Genomic DNA, 14,596 nt, shown 5'->3' with positions numbered 1-14,596 from the left:
CCTTTTGGCTGCGCCTAGACGTGCCAGCGCCGGTCGCCCGTCTCGATGCCGAAGAGTGACGGCGTGCGCGCATAAGCCGCCAGCCCGGCGAGGGCCGCCAGCGGGTGGGTGATGACATAGACCGGCATCGATCGCATCAGTTCGCGATGCGGTGCCTTGTCCTCGAAGGCCTCGCGGAAATTGCCCTTTTTCAGCGCCGGCACGATCTTCTGGGCGATTCCGCCGGTGAGATAGACACCGCCCTTGCTCTTGAAAACGAGTGCCAGGTCGCCGGCGGTGCGGCCGAGGCAAGTGACGAAGAGCGCCAGCGCCTCCTCGGCGATAGCGTCGCTGCCGTCGAGCGCCGCTGCGGTGACCTGCGCCGGCTGGGTGAGCTTCGGCGTCTTGCCGTCGGTCCTGGCCACGGCGCGATAGGTGTTGACCAGGCCGCGGCCGCACAGGATCTGCTCGCCCGAGATGCGGCCCTCGATCTTCTCGAGGTGGGGAAACACCTCGAAGTCGCGCGCACTCCGCGGGCCGATGTCCATGTGGCCGCCTTCGCCGGGGACGGGAATCCAACGGCCGAGCGCATGCACCAGGCCGGCGACGCCCAGCCCGGTGCCGGGCCCGAGCACGACGCGGCCGGCGCCCTCCTCGGGCTCGCCGGGGCCAATCTTCTCCATATGCTCGTTGCCGAGGGCTACGACTGCCAGCGCCTGGGCCTCGAAGTCGTTGAGCACCAGGATGTCGCTGAGACCGATGGTTGAAAACATCTCTTTCGGCCGCACCACCCAGGGACAGTTGGTGAGCGCGATCTCCTCGCCCTCCACCGGTCCGGCCACGGCGAGCACCGCCGAGCGCGGGCGCACCGGCTGCCCGTCGAGAACGGCGAGGATGGCGTCGTCGATGCTGGCGTAGCTGGCCGTCTGGACAATGCGCGGCTCCCCCGCCTCCCTGTCGGCACTCTCGACGATGGCGAAGCGCGCATTGGTGCCGCCGATGTCGCCGATCAGGATCGGGAAGGGGAGTGCCTGCTCGTTCGATTGTGACATGCCCGGTCTGGTTCCCAGATGGTTGGCGGCGGCGTTCAGCCGTTCTCTTGATTTTCCAGAATGATCTCGGCGGTCGCGCGGTTCAACGCCATCGGAATGTCGTAGACGATGGCAAGCCGCATCAATGCCTTGACATCGACGTCATGCGGCATCGGCGTCAGCGGATCAACGAAGAAAATCAGTGCGTCGATCCTGCCTTCGCTGATCAGCGCGCCGATCTGCTGGTCGCCGCCGAGGGGGCCGCTCTTCAAGGGCGTCAGGTTCAGGCTGGGGCAGGCCGCGAGCACCCGCTGGCCGGTCGTGCCGGTGGCGACGATATGGCAGGTCTCGAGGAACCTGGCATGATCGCCGACGAAGGCGACCATGTCGTCCTTCTTCTGGTCATGGGCGATCAGCGCGACGCGCAGGGCTGGGGTCACAGTCGTTTCCGTGCTGCTTAAATCGGTTGAAATCCCATAAACGGATTTCCGCGCATTTGGAAGCGCCGAGCGGCCCGGCTCATTGCTTCGCCGGGCGGGGCCGCGGCAGGGGAATGTCGACCGATGGCCGGGGCGCATAGGCATCTGCGCTGACAGGCGTGCCGGGATCGGTGATGGTCGGGGTCTCCGCGACCTCTGGCGCTGCCGGTGCCGGAGCGGCGACTACCGCCGAAGGGGCGCCGCCGCCATAGACGGTAACCGCCGCTTCGTTGACGGGCGAGGGCGCGGCCAGCACGGCGCGGCATTCCTTAGGCAGGCTCGCCATGGTCATGATGTCGCGCGCCTTGGGCTTTTCGGGACCGGTTGCCGGACGCCAGGGCTCTTCGGTGAACCACCAGGCCAGCGACTTGTCGCAGCCGTCGCCGACCGGCGTCGGATCCTGCTCCTTGCAGCCCTTCGACCCGGCCTGACAGCCGATGCGCATGTGGAAATGATAGTCGTGGCCCCAGAAGGGACGCACCTTGCGCAGCCACGAACGGTCGCCCGTGACCGTGTCGCAGAGTTTCTTCTTGATGCCCGGATTGACCAGGATGCGCTCCACCTCGGGATAGCTCGCCGCCCGCTTGATCAGGCGGGTATGCGCCGGCGTCCAGAGCTTGTCTTTGACCAGGTGGGTCTTCTCGTCGACCATCAACACCGCGCTCATGTTTTCGCGTTCGGTTGCGGAGAGCTTGCGGTCGGGCATCGGGGTCAGCCAGATGTCGGCGTCCAGGCCGATCTGGTGCGAGGCGTGGCCGGTCAGCATCGGGCCTCCGCGCGGCTGCGAGATGTCGCCGATCAGCAGGCCAGGCCAGCCATCCCCGATGGCGTCGCGCGACAGCTTCTCGATCAGCGAGATCATCGCCGGATGGCCCCAGCGGCGATTGCGCGACAGCCGCATGGCTTGCCATGTCGGGCCGTCCGTGGCGATGGCCACGCCGCCGGCGAAGCAGCCCTTGGAATAGAAGCCATAGGAGCGTGCGGCCGTCGCCGCCGGCAATTTCGTGCTGCCGAACAGATCCTTGGCAAGCTCGGCGGCGCCGGCTGCGTGCAGGTCGAGGCCGATCATGCCGAGTGTGGCCGCGACTATCGCGAGTCGCGCCGTCCGTCCGGCAAATCTGCGAAAAAATGACGTCATGCGGTTTCACCCTCTCCGCAAAGCTTGCGCCGCCATGGTTACCTAATGGTAAATCCCGGCGTCATTGTCCCACGTGAATCGCCGCCCGCACTAGGCACGCCGTATCGGACTGCGCTTGTCGCCGTCACCCCCGCCGCGCCACGAGCCGTCCGCCCACATGCTGTCCAGTGCGGCGCGGTAGTCGGGAAAGCTGAACGTGTAGCCCAGGGCCTTGATAGCCGTGTTGGAGACGCGCTTGTTCTCGCCATAGAAGGATCGCGCCATGGGCGAAAGTTGGGCGGTCTCGAAAGGAGTTTCCGGCGGCGGCGCCACGCCCATCAATCCGGCGGCGTAGGCGACCACGTCCTGCGGCGGCGCGGGCAGGTCGTCGGTGACGTTGAATGTGCCGCCATACTCCCCGTCGGCCAGGAACCAGAGTGCTGCGGCAATGTCGGTCACATGAATGCGGTTGAATACCTGGCCTTGCTTGACCAGGCGCTTCGCCGTGCCGTTGGCGAGATTGACGAAGGCGTTGCGACCCGGGCCGTAGATGCCCGACAGGCGCAGGATGGCGATCGGCCGGCCCGTTTCCTCGCCGAGCTCATGCCACTCGCGCTCGGCGTCCAGCCGCATCTGCGAGCGGCCGGGCTTGGGCCGGCATTGTGCCGTCTCGTCGATCCAGGCACCGCCATAGTCGCCATAGACCCCGACGGTGGAGAGATAGCCGACCCAGCGCAGCAGCGGCATATGGTGGGTGATCGCATCATGCGCCACGTTGAGCACCGGATCGCCGTCGTCGTTGGGGGCGGCGGAGACGACGAGATGCGTGGTCTCCTCGAGCTTGGCCCTGATTTCCGAGGACAGCCGGCCGTCGAACACGAACGGCTCGATGCCGGCGGCCTCGAGGCCGGCAAGCTTTTCCCGCGATCGCGTGGTGCCTGTGACCGCTACGGCTTGCGGCCGCATGCGCGCGAAGGCCTTGCCGGAATAGCCGGCGCCGAAGATGAAGACCTTTTGCTCGCTCATGCCTGCGCCTGCTTCGCTTCCCGGATTGCCAATGCCGTGTGCCATTCGGCGACGACGTCGGCAGAGCTTTCTGCCTTCAGAGCCCGTTGCGCAAGGGCAGAAAGCGCCGCTTCGGGGAGGAGCCGCGACAATGCCCAGACGGCCGTGCCCCGCACCAGCGGCGACGGATCGGACAGCAGCGCCCGGCACGGCTCGGCGAGCGCGGGATCGGCCGAATTGCCGGCAGCTATGAGCACGTTGCGGACGAACCGGTCGCGGCCGATGCGCTTGACCGGCGAGCCGGAGAACAGCGTGCGGAAGGCGGCGTCGTCCAGCGCAAGCAGCTCGGCAAGGCGTGGCTCGCGCAGGTCGTCGCGTGCGGCGAGCTTGGCTTCGGAAGCGGCTCTCGCGAACTTGTTCCACGGGCAGGCGGCGAGACAGTCGTCGCAGCCATAGATGCGGTTGCCGATCTTGTCGCGGAACTCGTGCGGGATCGGCCCCTTGTTCTCGATGGTGAGATAGGAGATGCAGCGCCGCGCATCGAGCCGGTAGGGAGCCGGAAAGGCATCGGTGGGGCAGGCGTCGAGGCAGGCGCGGCAGGAGCCGCAGCGATCGATCTCGGGCGCGTCCGGCGCGAGTTCGGCGGTGGTGAAGATGGTGCCGAGGAACAGCCAGGAACCGAATTCGCGGCTGACGAGGTTGGTGTGCTTGCCCTGCCAGCCCAGCCCTGCCGCCTCGGCGAGCGGCTTCTCCATCACCGGGGCGGTATCGACGAACACCTTCACGTCGCCGCCGGCGCGGGCGACGATCTTGCCGGCGATCTCCTTGAGCCGTCCCTTCATGACGTCGTGATAGTCGCGGTTGCGGGCGTAGACCGAGATCGCGGCGCGGTCGGGCCTGGCCTGCAGCTCGCGCGGATCCTCGCCGGGCCCATAGTTCATGGCGAGCACGACGATCGAGCGCACTTCGGGCCAGAGCACGGAAGGGGCGGCGCGGCGCTCCAGCGTCTCGGCCATCCAGGCCATGGAGCCGTGCAGGCCTTCGCCGAGGAACTGCGCGAGGCGTGCCGGTGCAAGCGGGATGGTGTCGGGTCGGGTGACGGCGACCGCGGCGAAGCCGGCGCGGGTCGCTTCGCGCTCGATCAGCTGGCGCAGCGCCTTGTCAGAAATCGAGGTCCGCATAGTGCGATGCCGGGGTAAGCCCGCGCACCCGGTCGGCGAGCAGCGGCCGGAACGATGGCCGCGACTTGACCCTGGTGTACCACTCGCGGGCGGACGAATATTCGCGCCAGTCGATCTCGCCGAGATAGTCGAGCACCGAGAGGGTGGCGGCGGCGGCGAGGTCGGCATAGGTGATGCGCGGACCGGCGAGCCAGTGGCGCGTGCCGGCCAGCCAGTTGGTGTATTTCATGTGCTGGCGGATGTTGGCGCGGGCGGCGCGGATGGCCGCCGAATCGGGCGAACCGCCACCGGCCGATTCCGGCATCTGCGGCTTCAGCACGCGCTCGCGCACCAGATGCCGCGTCACTTCGCCTTCCGTTTTGGTCAGGTACCAGTCCGTCAGGCGGCGGATCTCGGCGCGCTCCATCGGGTCTTCGGCAAACAGGCGCCGGTCGCGCTTGAGCACGCCGCGCGTCTCGTCGACATATTCCGAGATGATCATCGCGCCGACGATCGGCACGTCGCTCTCGGCAAGCAGCACCGGCAGCGTGCCGGCGGGGTTGAGCGTCAGGAATTCCTTGCGCCGCGTCCAAGGCTTCTCCTCGATCAGCGCCAATTCCTCGCCGTACTCTCCGAACGCCAGACGGACGAAGCGGCACGTCGCGAACATGGGGTGATGGAAAAGCGTCAGCATGGTCCTGCGAAATTTCGTGAACGAGGGCGCTCTGGCGAATCGCCCGCTTGGCCGCTAGAGCAACTGGGCCCGGTTCACCGGGCTCTCGGGCGAACCGACCTATAGGGTGAGTTCCGTTCCGTGACAAGCAATCGCGAATGAACCAGCTCGCAGGGATGCGATGGAAAACCAGACGATCATCGACGCGCTACTTCTCGGGGTGCTCGAGGGGCTGACTGAATTCATTCCCGTTTCTTCGACGGGACATATCCTTCTTGCCGGTCATTTCCTGGGCTTCAACTCCACCGGCAAGACTTTCGAGATCCTGATCCAGCTCGGCGCGATCCTGGCCATCCTTTCGGTCTACGCCGCGAAGCTCTGGCGGATGGCGGTAGACCTGCCCCGCGACCCGAAGACGCAGCGATTCGTCGCAGGCATCCTCATCGCCTTCCTGCCGGCGGCCGTGCTCGGCGTCCTGCTGCACGGCTTCATCAAGACTGTGCTGTTCGAGTCTCCGATACTGATCTGCATCATGCTCATCCTCGGCGGGCTGGTGCTGTTGGTCCTCGACAAGCTCGAGCTCGAGGCGAAGTACCACGACATCACCGCGTTCCCGCTGTCGGTCTACCTGAAGATCGGCCTGTTCCAAACGCTCGCGATGATCCCGGGCACGTCGCGTTCGGGTGCGACCATCGTCGGCGCGCTGCTCATGGGCGTGGACAAGCGTGCGGCGGCGGAATTCTCGTTCTTCCTCGCCATGCCCACCATGGCCGGCGCCTTCGCCTACGACCTCTACAAGAACCGCGACGTCCTGTCGGCGGCCGACCTGCCGGTGATCGGCATCGGCTTTGCCGCAGCCTTCATCACCGCGCTGTTCGTGGTGCGGCATCTGCTCGACTACGTCTCGCGCCACGGTTACGCCCTGTTCGGCTGGTGGCGGCTGCTCGTCGGCGGCGTCGGGTTGATCGCGTTGATGATCTGGGGCTGAGAGCCGCCTTTGCCTTGTAGCCCTTGCGGGAGAAGGCAACGCGCCCCTCAGACCAACCCTGCCACTCCCCTTCGCAGCAGGTCCAGCGCCAGAACGGTGATGGCGATCTTGAACCACTTGCGGAAGCTCTCCTCCGGCATGCGCTCGAGCAGCCTGGTGCCGTAGACGGTGCCGAGATAGCCCGACACGATCATCGCCGCGATGAGCGGGAGCCAGTCCCGGAACGCGAAGCCCGCGAGCCCGAAGACCACGATCTTGAGCCCGTGCTGGGCTACCATGCCGGCGGCATGGGTGGCGACCAGCGCCTTGCGGTCGTTGGCGAAGAACTGCGCGAACAGCACCGAAACCAGCGGCCCCGTGGCACCCACGAGCATGCCGACGAGCGCCACGACGACACTGCCGATGGCAAGTCCCGTGCGCGTCAGCTTCTCTATCCCGGGTATCTTGGTCCAGGTGATCGCGATGACGAACACGCCGAGCACCAGCTTGAGCAGGGCGTCGGGCAGCTGCACGACCACGAAGGCGCCAATGATCGCGCCGATGACGCTGCCGGCGATGAAGGGCGCAGCCACATCCATGCGCACATTGGCACGCTGGTGCCAGGCGCGGCCTGTGTTGGAGCCGAGCTGGACCGCGCCGTGGACCGGAATGAGGGGGGCGACCGGCACGAACAGGCCCATCAGCGTGAGCATGGCGACGCCGCCGCCGACGCCGAAGGCGGCGGTCAAGGCCGAGGTGAAGGCGCTGGCGACGACCAGCAGGCCCGCCACAAGCGGGTCGAGTCCATCGGGGAGAAGGGCGGCCAGGGCGTCCATCTGCGCCCCGCCGGCGTCAGGCCATCGTCCTGTGCGTGAACTGGCCGGCGGCGCGGTAGCGCCAGAGATAGCTCGGCAGGATCGAGGCGGTGGTCTTGGGCGCGATGCCGACGGCGGCGATTGTGCGGCCCTCGTCCTGCGCGGCCTTGGAGACGACGTTGTCGCTGCGCAGCAGGATCACCTGGTCCTTGGTGAGCAGCGGATTGGGGAGCAGGCCCAGGATCGAGGCCTGCAGGTTGGCCGCCCACCACGGCACGGCGACCATCGTCCGCTTGCGGTCGATGACCTCGAGCATCTCTTCCATGCACTGCCTGAAGCTCAGAACCTGCGGTCCGCCAAGCTCGTAGATCGTGCCGCCCTTGACCTTGCCGTCGACGGCGCGCGCCACCGCTTCGGCGACGTCGCCGACATAGATCGGCTGGAAGCGGGTTTCGCCGCCGCCGATCAGCGGCAGGACCGGCGAAAAGCGGGCCATGTTGGCAAAGCGGTTGAAGAAGGTGTCTTCGGGACCGAAGACGATCGACGGACGATAGATCACCGCGTCCGGCAGCGTGTCGTGGACCGCCTTTTCGCCGCGCGCCTTGGTCTGGGCATAGAGCGAGGCTGAGTTTGCATTGGCGCCGAGGGCAGAGACGTGGGTGAGCGTGGCGCCGGCGGCACGTGCGGCCTCGGCGACGGCGCGGGCGCCGAATTCCTGCACTGTCGAAAACCGCTGGCGGCCGCTTTCGTGCAGGATGCCGACGAGGTTGACGACATGCGCTGCGCCCTGGACGGCGCGGTCAACCGACCAGCGCATGCGCAGGTTGGCCTGGACCGGCTGGATCTGGCCGACATTGCCGAGCGGCTGGAGGTGGTAGGCGAGGTCGGGGCGGCGGCAGGCGACGCGCACCAGATAGCCGCGCTTGGCCAGCGCGCGGACGACGTGGCGACCGATGAAGCCGGACCCGCCGAAGACGGTGACGAGTTGCGGGGTCTGGAGGATATCGGTCATCGCTGGCTCCGGTGGCGCCTGAACGGCTTGGATTGTCAGCGTTTCTTAGCCCGTTTCGCGGAAAAGGCAATCATCGAGCGACCGCCTGGAGCGGCCCGCGCCGATGTGGCGCGGGCGGGTGGACAGCCTTGGGAGGCATTCTTGTCCCGAGGATCAGAACTCGCGACCGAGACGCGCGTCGACCGAATGCCGGTTGCCGCCGCGGACGGCGAAGAACAGTAAGATCGCCGTCCAGAGAATGGACTTTTCCGCGCCCTCGTAGCCCTGGCCCATGGTCACCCAATGGAACCAGACCGTGACAGCGAGCACGAACATGGCGGCGACCGAGGCCGGTCGCGTCAGCAGGCCGAGCGCGATGAAGATGCCGCCGAAGAATTCGGTGCCGGACAGGAGCAGCGACCAGAACGCGCCCGGATGGAAGCCCAGTCCTTCGACCATGCCGGCGGCACCGAACGGGTCGGCGATCTTGGCGAGGCCATGCGTGACGAGGGCAGCGCCGGCTGTGACCCGCAGGATCGTTTCGGCGGAATCGTGCAGGCTCGCATAGGGGCCGCGCAGGGCGGGAATGAACAGGCGGCGGCCGGTCGTCTCGGTCGTTAGGGCCAAAGAGGTCTCCATGTTCGTTGTCGTGTTGCCGCCCCGCGCAGGCGCCGGCAACCCAAATCAACTCGATCTGGCCGGAAGATGACGTTGCAAGTCATCTTTTTGTGAATGCGGGATTGTGAAGAGGGGAACCGAGCCTGATCGGAGGCGTTCAGGAACCAGTGCGGCGGACCTGTCGTGCAAATCCGGAAGGAGAAACAGAATGAATTGGAACCAGATCGAAGGAAATTGGGAGCAGTTCAAGGGCAAGGTCCAGACCCAGTGGGGCAAGCTGACCGACGACGATCTCGACGTCATAAACGGCAAGCGCAAGGAACTCGCCGGAAAGCTCCAGGCCCGCTACGGCAAGGCTCAGGAAGAGGCCGAGCGCGAGATCGATAACTGGCTGATGCGTCACTGAGCGGCGACGGCCGACTTTCGGCGGGTCGATGCGCCCGCCCCCAGAGCCCCGCCCGAGGCGGGGCTCTTTGATGCAAGCATGTGCCTTGATGCAGAAAACCCCGCCAGGGGCGGGGTTTTCCGGGTGGCGCTGATGCGGGCGACCGACGCTTTGGTCAGGCCGTCGCCGAGGCCGGCGTCAGGAGGGCTCCCAGCAGGTTTTGCCGCCCCAGCCCTGTTGACCCGACATCGTGCCACCTGCGGCCTTGCACGCCTGGACGAACTTGGCGTTGCAGGCCGGGAACTTGCTCGAACCGTTCTTGCAGTACTTGTCTTCGGTGGCGCCGCCGCCGTTGGACGACGCCTTGTCGCTCGGGCCGGACGGCTTGTCGTTACCCGGCTTGTCCGAGATGTCGCCGGGACCCGAGGGGCCGCCGCCGCCAGGCGCATCGGAGATGTCGCTCGGGCCCGACGGACGGTCGCCGCCGCCCGAACCGGCCGAGAAGCCGCCGGCGGCGTTGGCGCTACCGATGGCGCCAGCAAGGAGAAGCACTGCGGTCAGGATGGTGATCTTGGTCTTCATGATTGTTTCCCTTTCGAGGTTGCGTTTCGGGGCCGCGGAAGCACACGCTTCCACGTCGGAACGGTCTTTCGGTTTGGGTTCCCCCCGGTGTTGATCGGGCGAGCTCACCTCGCCCTGGACATGGCTGGGTCGCAGCGGCCGGGAGAAAGGTTCAAATCGGGGTTCGATTTTTTTCGAGGTATCGGGTCAGGCGGGATTTCGGGCGGCGAATCGCGCGATGCGGGCGTGGATGGCGGCCGGCACGGTGATGCCCTCGGCTTCGGAGCGGGCGCGCGCGGCCGCCTTGGCCGGGCCGGGGATATGGACGTGATATTGTTCCGACAGGCGGCCGAGCTGCGCCCGCATGCGCTGCTCGAAGTCCGGGTCGAACAGCTTGGGATCGAGTGCCACGATGAACAGGCCGGTGCCCGGCGTGCGGTCCCCCGAGGTTATCGATGGCGCGTCGACCGACCAGTTGGCGCCCGAGACGCCGGCGGCAAGCACCTCGACCATCAAGGCGACATTGGCCCCGCGGGCGCCGCCGAAGGCGAGCAGCACGCCCTTCATCGCCTTCTTGGGGTCCGTGGTCGGCTTGCCCCTGGCATCGAGTGCCCAGCCTTCGGGTATTTCGTCGCCCGCCTCGGCCGCCTTGCGGACGTTGACGAAGGCGGTGGCGCTGGACGACTGGTCGATGACCAGCGGTGGGCCGTCGGCGGCGGGTGCGGCGAGCGACATCGGGTTGGTGCAGTAGACCGGCTTGGTCGAACCCGAACCGGCGACGAGCGCGGGGCCATTGGTTGCCGCGATCGCCACCAGCCCGGCTTCGGCCAGGCGCCCGGTGAAATAGCCGAGTGCGCCGCAGGTATAGGCGTTCTTCTGCGCAAAGACGGTGACGCCGAACAGGCGCGCCGCCTTGGCGATCTCGTCGAAGCTGCGGTCGAAGCCGGTGTGCGCGGCACCGCCCTGCGCGTCGGAAAGATAGATGGCGAGCGCCGGTCTCGTGATCACCGGTTCGGCCTTGCCGTCGATGCGGCCGGCTTCCAGCGACTCGAGATAGTCGATGTAGTGCGAAAGACCGACGCTGGCCTGACCATCGGCCTCCGCGGCGACGGCGGCCAGCCCGATCGAGCGCGCGGTTTCCTCGGAGGCGCCGGCGCCCATCGCCGCGGCGATGCAGAGCGAGCGGGCCTGCTCGAGATCGAGGGTGACGGTTTCGGGCTGCTTTTCGGTCATGGCCTATCCCAATCGAGACGGAATGCGCGCCTCCAGCTTGCGGAAGGCGAAGACGATGATTCCCGTGATCACCAGATAGATCAAGGCGAGCAGCAGCAATGGCTCATAGACGATGAAGGTATCCTGCCTGACGCGCGACGCCACGGCGTAGATGTCGATCACGGTGATGGTGGCGACGAGCGGCGTCGCCTTGAGCTGCAGCACCGTCTCGCCGGCGAGCGTCGGCAGGGCGCGGTGGATGGCTTGCGGCAGCCAGATGCGGCGGAACCGCTTCCAGGGGCTCATGCCGAACGCGCGCGAGGCCTCGAGTTGGCCGCGCGGCACGCCAGCGAGTGCGCCGCGCATCACCTCGCCCTCATAGGCGGCATAGGACAAGGTAAGCGCCACGACGGCATAGGGCCAGGCTTGTCTCAAGATCGGCCACAGCTCGGACTGGCGGATCCATGGGAACTGCGGAAACAGCGAGCCGAGCCCGTAGTAGAGGAGCCAGAGCTGGAGCAGCAGCGGCGTGCCGCGGATGACCGTGCAGAAGGCCTTGGCCGGCCAGGCGAGCCAGAGCGGCCCGGCGGCCTGGGCGAGGCCCAGCGGCACGGCGAGAAGGAAGCCGAGCACCGAGGTGACGACGAGGATCCAGATCGTGCGCCAGATGCCGAGGAGGGCGAGGTCGTAATAGGTGGGCAGCCACTCCCAGCGCAGGAAGAGCGCCGCGCAAGCCACCAGCGCCAGGGCGATGCCGATGAGCACGATGCGATGCGGCTGCAGCCAGGCGGAGCGCGAGGCTTCGAGCGGATGCGCGTCGGCCGCCGTCGTCATCGGCCGGCCTCCGCCACGGGCGGCATGCCGCGCCGTGCCCAGCGTTCGATGCGGCCGATGATGACGTTGGAGAACAGGGTCAGGAGCAGATAGAGCACGCCCGCGGCGACGAAGAAGGTGAAGTAGGCCTTGGTGGTCGCCCCGGCCTGGCGTGTCTCCTGGGTGAGTTCGTTGAAGCCGACCACGGCGAGAAGCGCGGTGTCCTTCGTGGCGATGAGCCAGAGATTGGCGAGGCCCGGAATGGCGAAGGGCAGCATGGCGGGCAAGGTGATGCGCCTCAGCATCTTGCCGGGCGGCATGCCATAGGCCCGCGCGGCCTCGAGCTGTCCCTGCGGGATGGCGAGGATGGCGCCGCGGATGACCTCGGTGGCGTAGGCGCCCTGGACGACGCCGAGCACGGCGATGCCGGCAACGAGGCCGTTGATGTCGATCGCGGCGTAGCCGAAGCTTTCCAGGCCCCGGTTGATGAGGTCGGTACCGGCATAATAGAGCAGAAGGATCAGCACCAGCTCCGGCACGGCGCGTACGATGGTGGTGTAGATCTCCATCAGGTCGCGCATCATCGGGCCGCCATAAAGCTTGCCCCAGGCGCCGCCGATGCCGATGGCCAGGCCGAGCCCGAAAGCACCGACGGCGATCTGGATTGAATTCGCCAGGCCGCGCAGGAGATTGCCGCCCCACCCTGGCGGGGAGATCGACAGCAGTTCGACCGTCGCGGATTGCAGCAGCGGGTTCAGCAGGTGCTCGATGGGCGCGGTCCTCAGGAGGGCTATGGAGGTTCCCCTCCCCTTGTGGGGAGGGGCTAGGGTGGGGTCAACGCCGGATGCGAAAGCTGCCGGGACAGGAACTTGGTAGGACATCCCGAGAGGACCCCCACCCTATCTCCCTCCCCACAAGGGGGAGGGAGGTTGCCAGCGCCGTGCTCACGTCGGCGACGCATTCGATCCGGTGCTGGTGCGGGGCCGGATCGGAGCGCCGTTCACTTGCCGTAGATGTCGAAGTCGAAATATTTCTTGGTGATCTCGGCGTATTTGCCGTTATCCCGAATCGCCTTGATGGCGGCGTTGAACTTGTCCTTGAGCTCGGTGTCGCCTTGGCGCAGACCGACGCCCACACCCGGCCCCAGCACTTCGAGATCTTCGGCGACGTCGCCCTTCAGGTCGCAGCAGGCCTTGCCCTGGTCGCTGTCGAGGAAGGTCTTCAGCGACAGCGAGTCCGCCTGGACCGCATCGATGCGCCCGGCGGCCAGGTCGGCCTGGGCTTCGTCCTGGGTCTGGTAGATCTTGATCTCGGCGGCGACGTCGGCGAAGTGCTTCTTGGCGTAGGCCTCGTGCACCGTCGACACCTGGACCCCGAGGATCTTGCCCTTCAGCCCCTCCGGCGTGGCGTCGAACTTGGCGTCCTTGGAACCGATGATGCCGGTCGGCGTGTTGTAGTACTTGTCCGAAAAATCGATCGACTTCTTTCGCTCCTCGGTGATCGACATCGAGTTCATGATCGCGTCGATCTTCTTGGAGTTGAGCGCCGGGATGAGGCCGTCCCAGGCGGTCATGCTGATCTCGCATTCCAGCTTGGCCTCGGCGCAGAGCGCGTTGATCATGTCGATCTCCCAGCCACCCCACTTGCCGGAGGCGTCGGGCGAGGCGAAGGGGGGATAGGGCTCGGGCGCCATGCCCACCTTGATCGCCTGGGCGCTCGCGGTGCCGGCGAAGCCGAGCGCAAGGGCGATGGCCGCAGTTGCAAGCAGTGCTTTCATGCTTTCACTCCCGTCTTTTTCGTTGTTCGGATGTTCCCCTGATCTTCCTCCGCGCTATCCGATGCTGCGGATGAATTGCTTGAGGCGCTCGGACTTCGGGGCGCCGAAGATCTGCTCGGGCGGGCCTTCTTCCTCGACCTGACCGTTGCACAGATAGATGACGTGGGTCGCCACCTCGCGGGCGAACTTCATCTCGTGCGTGACCAGCACCATGGTGCGACCTTCGCGGGCGAGATCGCCGATGACCTTGAGCACTTCGCCGACCAGTTCCGGATCGAGCGCCGAGGTCGGCTCGTCGAACAACATGACGCGCGGCTGGATGGCGAGCGCCCGCGCAATCGCGGCGCGCTGCTGCTGCCCGCCCGACAGGAAGGCCGGATAGACGTCGCGCTTCTCTGCAAGGCCGACGCGGGCGAGCAGGCGCTCGGCTTCAGTGATGGCCTCGGCGCGCTTGATGCCCAGCACGTGCACGGGCACCTCGATGACGTTCTCGATGAGCGTCATGTGGCTCCAGAGGTTGAAGCTCTGGAACACCATGCCGAGCCGCGAGCGTATGCGCTCGATCTGGCGGCGGTCGGCCGGCACGCAGTCGCCGCGGCCGTTGGGCTTGAGGCGGATCTCCTCGCCGTTGATGCGGATGATGCCGCTCGTCGGGCTCTCCAGGCAGTTGATGCAGCGCAGCAGCGTCGACTTGCCCGAGCCTGAGCCGCCGATGATCGCCACCACCTCGCCATCGCGCGCCGAAAGAGAGACGCCTTTCAGCACATGCAACTGGCCGAACCGCTTGTGCAGGTTCTCGACGTGGATGGCTTCGGCGGCGGTGCCGTCGGTGTGGATCGGGCGCTGGGCTGCATCGACGGCAGCCATCAGCGATGGCTCCGGCGCGTGAACGTCTTCCCGTCAGCTGGCAATCGGCTGCTCATGGTCGCGTCGCGATGTTCCCCTGGGCGGAGAAGATGGACCGTTCGGCCTTGCGGCGTCAACGGCACCATTCCCGCTTCTTTTGTGCGCCC

The 14,596-nt window shown here is 66.7% G+C and carries 17 protein-coding genes; 2 read left to right on the top strand and 15 right to left on the bottom strand.

Going from position 1 to position 14,596, the window contains the following annotated elements:
• Window positions 1-14 precede the first annotated feature (14 nt).
• From PV773_RS07085 to PV773_RS07060, 6 genes are all read right to left on the bottom strand, one after another.
• Window positions 15-1,031 (bottom strand): glucokinase, encoded by a 1,017-nt coding sequence (locus PV773_RS07085; RefSeq protein WP_347965665.1) that lies wholly within the window; start codon window positions 1,029-1,031, stop codon window positions 15-17.
• Between the two features lie 35 nt (window positions 1,032-1,066).
• Window positions 1,067-1,450, bottom strand: a complete 384-nt coding sequence (locus PV773_RS07080) for a methylglyoxal synthase (protein ID WP_347965664.1) — start codon at window positions 1,448-1,450, stop codon at window positions 1,067-1,069.
• A 79-nt stretch (window positions 1,451-1,529) separates the two neighbouring features.
• The gene (gene mepA, locus PV773_RS07075) at window positions 1,530-2,627 is read right to left on the bottom strand and encodes a penicillin-insensitive murein endopeptidase (protein WP_347965663.1); all 1,098 of its coding nucleotides are present in this window, start codon (window positions 2,625-2,627) and stop codon (window positions 1,530-1,532) included.
• A gap of 90 nt (window positions 2,628-2,717) precedes the next feature.
• The gene (locus PV773_RS07070) at window positions 2,718-3,632 is read right to left on the bottom strand and encodes an SDR family oxidoreductase (protein WP_347965662.1); all 915 of its coding nucleotides are present in this window, start codon (window positions 3,630-3,632) and stop codon (window positions 2,718-2,720) included.
• Entirely contained in the window at window positions 3,629-4,792 is a 1,164-nt protein-coding gene (queG, locus tag PV773_RS07065) for a tRNA epoxyqueuosine(34) reductase QueG (RefSeq protein ID WP_347965661.1), read from the bottom strand. The genes PV773_RS07070 and queG overlap by 4 nt, the downstream gene beginning before the upstream one ends.
• Window positions 4,773-5,465, bottom strand: a complete 693-nt coding sequence (locus tag PV773_RS07060; protein WP_347965660.1) for a glutathione S-transferase family protein — start codon at window positions 5,463-5,465, stop codon at window positions 4,773-4,775. Before PV773_RS07060 ends, queG begins: the two co-directional genes overlap by 20 nt.
• A 160-nt stretch (window positions 5,466-5,625) precedes the next feature.
• Here PV773_RS07060 and PV773_RS07055 point away from each other — a divergent pair, with 160 nt between their 5' ends.
• The gene (locus tag PV773_RS07055; RefSeq protein ID WP_347965659.1) at window positions 5,626-6,432 is read left to right on the top strand and encodes an undecaprenyl-diphosphate phosphatase; all 807 of its coding nucleotides are present in this window, start codon (window positions 5,626-5,628) and stop codon (window positions 6,430-6,432) included.
• 47 nt (window positions 6,433-6,479) lie between these two features.
• On the opposite strand, the gene PV773_RS07050 is transcribed toward PV773_RS07055, so the two are convergent.
• The 3 genes from PV773_RS07050 to PV773_RS07040 all read right to left on the bottom strand — a co-directional run bounded on the left by PV773_RS07050 (window position 6,480) and on the right by PV773_RS07040 (window position 8,844).
• Entirely contained in the window at window positions 6,480-7,247 is a 768-nt protein-coding gene (locus PV773_RS07050; RefSeq protein ID WP_347965658.1) for a sulfite exporter TauE/SafE family protein, read from the bottom strand.
• 16 nt (window positions 7,248-7,263) lie between these two features.
• On the bottom strand, window positions 7,264-8,238 hold the full coding sequence (locus PV773_RS07045; protein ID WP_347965657.1) for a complex I NDUFA9 subunit family protein: 975 nt from the start codon (window positions 8,236-8,238) through the stop codon (window positions 7,264-7,266).
• A gap of 153 nt (window positions 8,239-8,391) precedes the next feature.
• Window positions 8,392-8,844: a DoxX family protein gene (locus tag PV773_RS07040; protein ID WP_347965656.1), complete on the bottom strand. Its 453-nt coding sequence runs from the start codon at window positions 8,842-8,844 to the stop codon at window positions 8,392-8,394.
• A gap of 199 nt (window positions 8,845-9,043) precedes the next feature.
• Between PV773_RS07040 and PV773_RS07035 the strand changes: the two genes are divergently transcribed.
• Window positions 9,044-9,241 carry a CsbD family protein gene (locus tag PV773_RS07035; protein ID WP_347965655.1) on the top strand — a complete coding sequence of 66 codons (198 nt, stop codon included), beginning with the start codon at window positions 9,044-9,046 and terminating at the stop codon, window positions 9,239-9,241.
• Between the two features lie 177 nt (window positions 9,242-9,418).
• Here PV773_RS07035 and PV773_RS07030 read toward each other — a convergent pair whose 3' ends face one another.
• From PV773_RS07030 to PV773_RS07005, 6 genes are all read right to left on the bottom strand, one after another.
• Window positions 9,419-9,802 (bottom strand): hypothetical protein, encoded by a 384-nt coding sequence (locus PV773_RS07030; protein ID WP_347965654.1) that lies wholly within the window; start codon window positions 9,800-9,802, stop codon window positions 9,419-9,421.
• A gap of 186 nt (window positions 9,803-9,988) precedes the next feature.
• Window positions 9,989-11,014, bottom strand: a complete 1,026-nt coding sequence (locus PV773_RS07025; protein ID WP_347965653.1) for an Ldh family oxidoreductase — start codon at window positions 11,012-11,014, stop codon at window positions 9,989-9,991.
• 3 nt (window positions 11,015-11,017) lie between these two features.
• Window positions 11,018-11,827 (bottom strand): ABC transporter permease subunit, encoded by an 810-nt coding sequence (locus tag PV773_RS07020; RefSeq protein WP_347965652.1) that lies wholly within the window; start codon window positions 11,825-11,827, stop codon window positions 11,018-11,020.
• Complete coding sequence (locus PV773_RS07015; protein ID WP_347965651.1) at window positions 11,824-12,687, bottom strand: ABC transporter permease; 864 nt, start codon at window positions 12,685-12,687, stop codon at window positions 11,824-11,826. The genes PV773_RS07020 and PV773_RS07015 overlap by 4 nt, the downstream gene beginning before the upstream one ends.
• Before the next feature lie 119 nt (window positions 12,688-12,806).
• A complete protein-coding gene (locus PV773_RS07010) occupies window positions 12,807-13,583 on the bottom strand; it encodes a transporter substrate-binding domain-containing protein (RefSeq protein WP_347965650.1) in 777 nt (258 codons plus the stop codon).
• Between the two features lie 54 nt (window positions 13,584-13,637).
• Window positions 13,638-14,450 (bottom strand): ATP-binding cassette domain-containing protein, encoded by an 813-nt coding sequence (locus PV773_RS07005; protein ID WP_347965649.1) that lies wholly within the window; start codon window positions 14,448-14,450, stop codon window positions 13,638-13,640.
• Window positions 14,451-14,596: the final 146 nt, after the last annotated feature.

The sequence above is a fragment of the Mesorhizobium sp. CC13 genome, assembly GCF_039907765.1.
Taxonomy (GTDB): Bacteria; Pseudomonadota; Alphaproteobacteria; order Rhizobiales; family Rhizobiaceae; genus Aminobacter.
This window is presented reverse-complemented; position numbering and strand designations above follow the sequence as displayed.

Bases quoted from the DNA above. Each gene is read 5' to 3' on its own strand.
- PV773_RS07070 (WP_347965662.1), bottom strand. From the start codon at position 3,632: ATGAGCGAGCAAAAGGTCTTCATCTTCGGCGCCGGCTATTCCGGCAAG.
- PV773_RS07025 (WP_347965653.1), bottom strand. From the start codon at position 11,014: ATGACCGAAAAGCAGCCCGAAACCGTCACCCTCGATCTCGAGCAGGCC.
- PV773_RS07085 (WP_347965665.1), bottom strand. From the start codon at position 1,031: ATGTCACAATCGAACGAGCAGGCACTCCCCTTCCCGATCCTGATCGGC.
- PV773_RS07030 (WP_347965654.1), bottom strand. From the start codon at position 9,802: ATGAAGACCAAGATCACCATCCTGACCGCAGTGCTTCTCCTTGCTGGC.
- mepA (WP_347965663.1), bottom strand. From the start codon at position 2,627: ATGACGTCATTTTTTCGCAGATTTGCCGGACGGACGGCGCGACTCGCG.
- PV773_RS07020 (WP_347965652.1), bottom strand. From the start codon at position 11,827: ATGACGACGGCGGCCGACGCGCATCCGCTCGAAGCCTCGCGCTCCGCC.
- PV773_RS07035 (WP_347965655.1), top strand. From the start codon at position 9,044: ATGAATTGGAACCAGATCGAAGGAAATTGGGAGCAGTTCAAGGGCAAG.
- PV773_RS07060 (WP_347965660.1), bottom strand. From the start codon at position 5,465: ATGCTGACGCTTTTCCATCACCCCATGTTCGCGACGTGCCGCTTCGTC.
- PV773_RS07045 (WP_347965657.1), bottom strand. From the start codon at position 8,238: ATGACCGATATCCTCCAGACCCCGCAACTCGTCACCGTCTTCGGCGGG.
- PV773_RS07050 (WP_347965658.1), bottom strand. From the start codon at position 7,247: ATGGACGCCCTGGCCGCCCTTCTCCCCGATGGACTCGACCCGCTTGTG.
- PV773_RS07015 (WP_347965651.1), bottom strand. From the start codon at position 12,687: ATGTCCTACCAAGTTCCTGTCCCGGCAGCTTTCGCATCCGGCGTTGAC.
- PV773_RS07010 (WP_347965650.1), bottom strand. From the start codon at position 13,583: ATGAAAGCACTGCTTGCAACTGCGGCCATCGCCCTTGCGCTCGGCTTC.
- PV773_RS07055 (WP_347965659.1), top strand. From the start codon at position 5,626: ATGGAAAACCAGACGATCATCGACGCGCTACTTCTCGGGGTGCTCGAG.
- PV773_RS07005 (WP_347965649.1), bottom strand. From the start codon at position 14,450: ATGGCTGCCGTCGATGCAGCCCAGCGCCCGATCCACACCGACGGCACC.
- queG (WP_347965661.1), bottom strand. From the start codon at position 4,792: ATGCGGACCTCGATTTCTGACAAGGCGCTGCGCCAGCTGATCGAGCGC.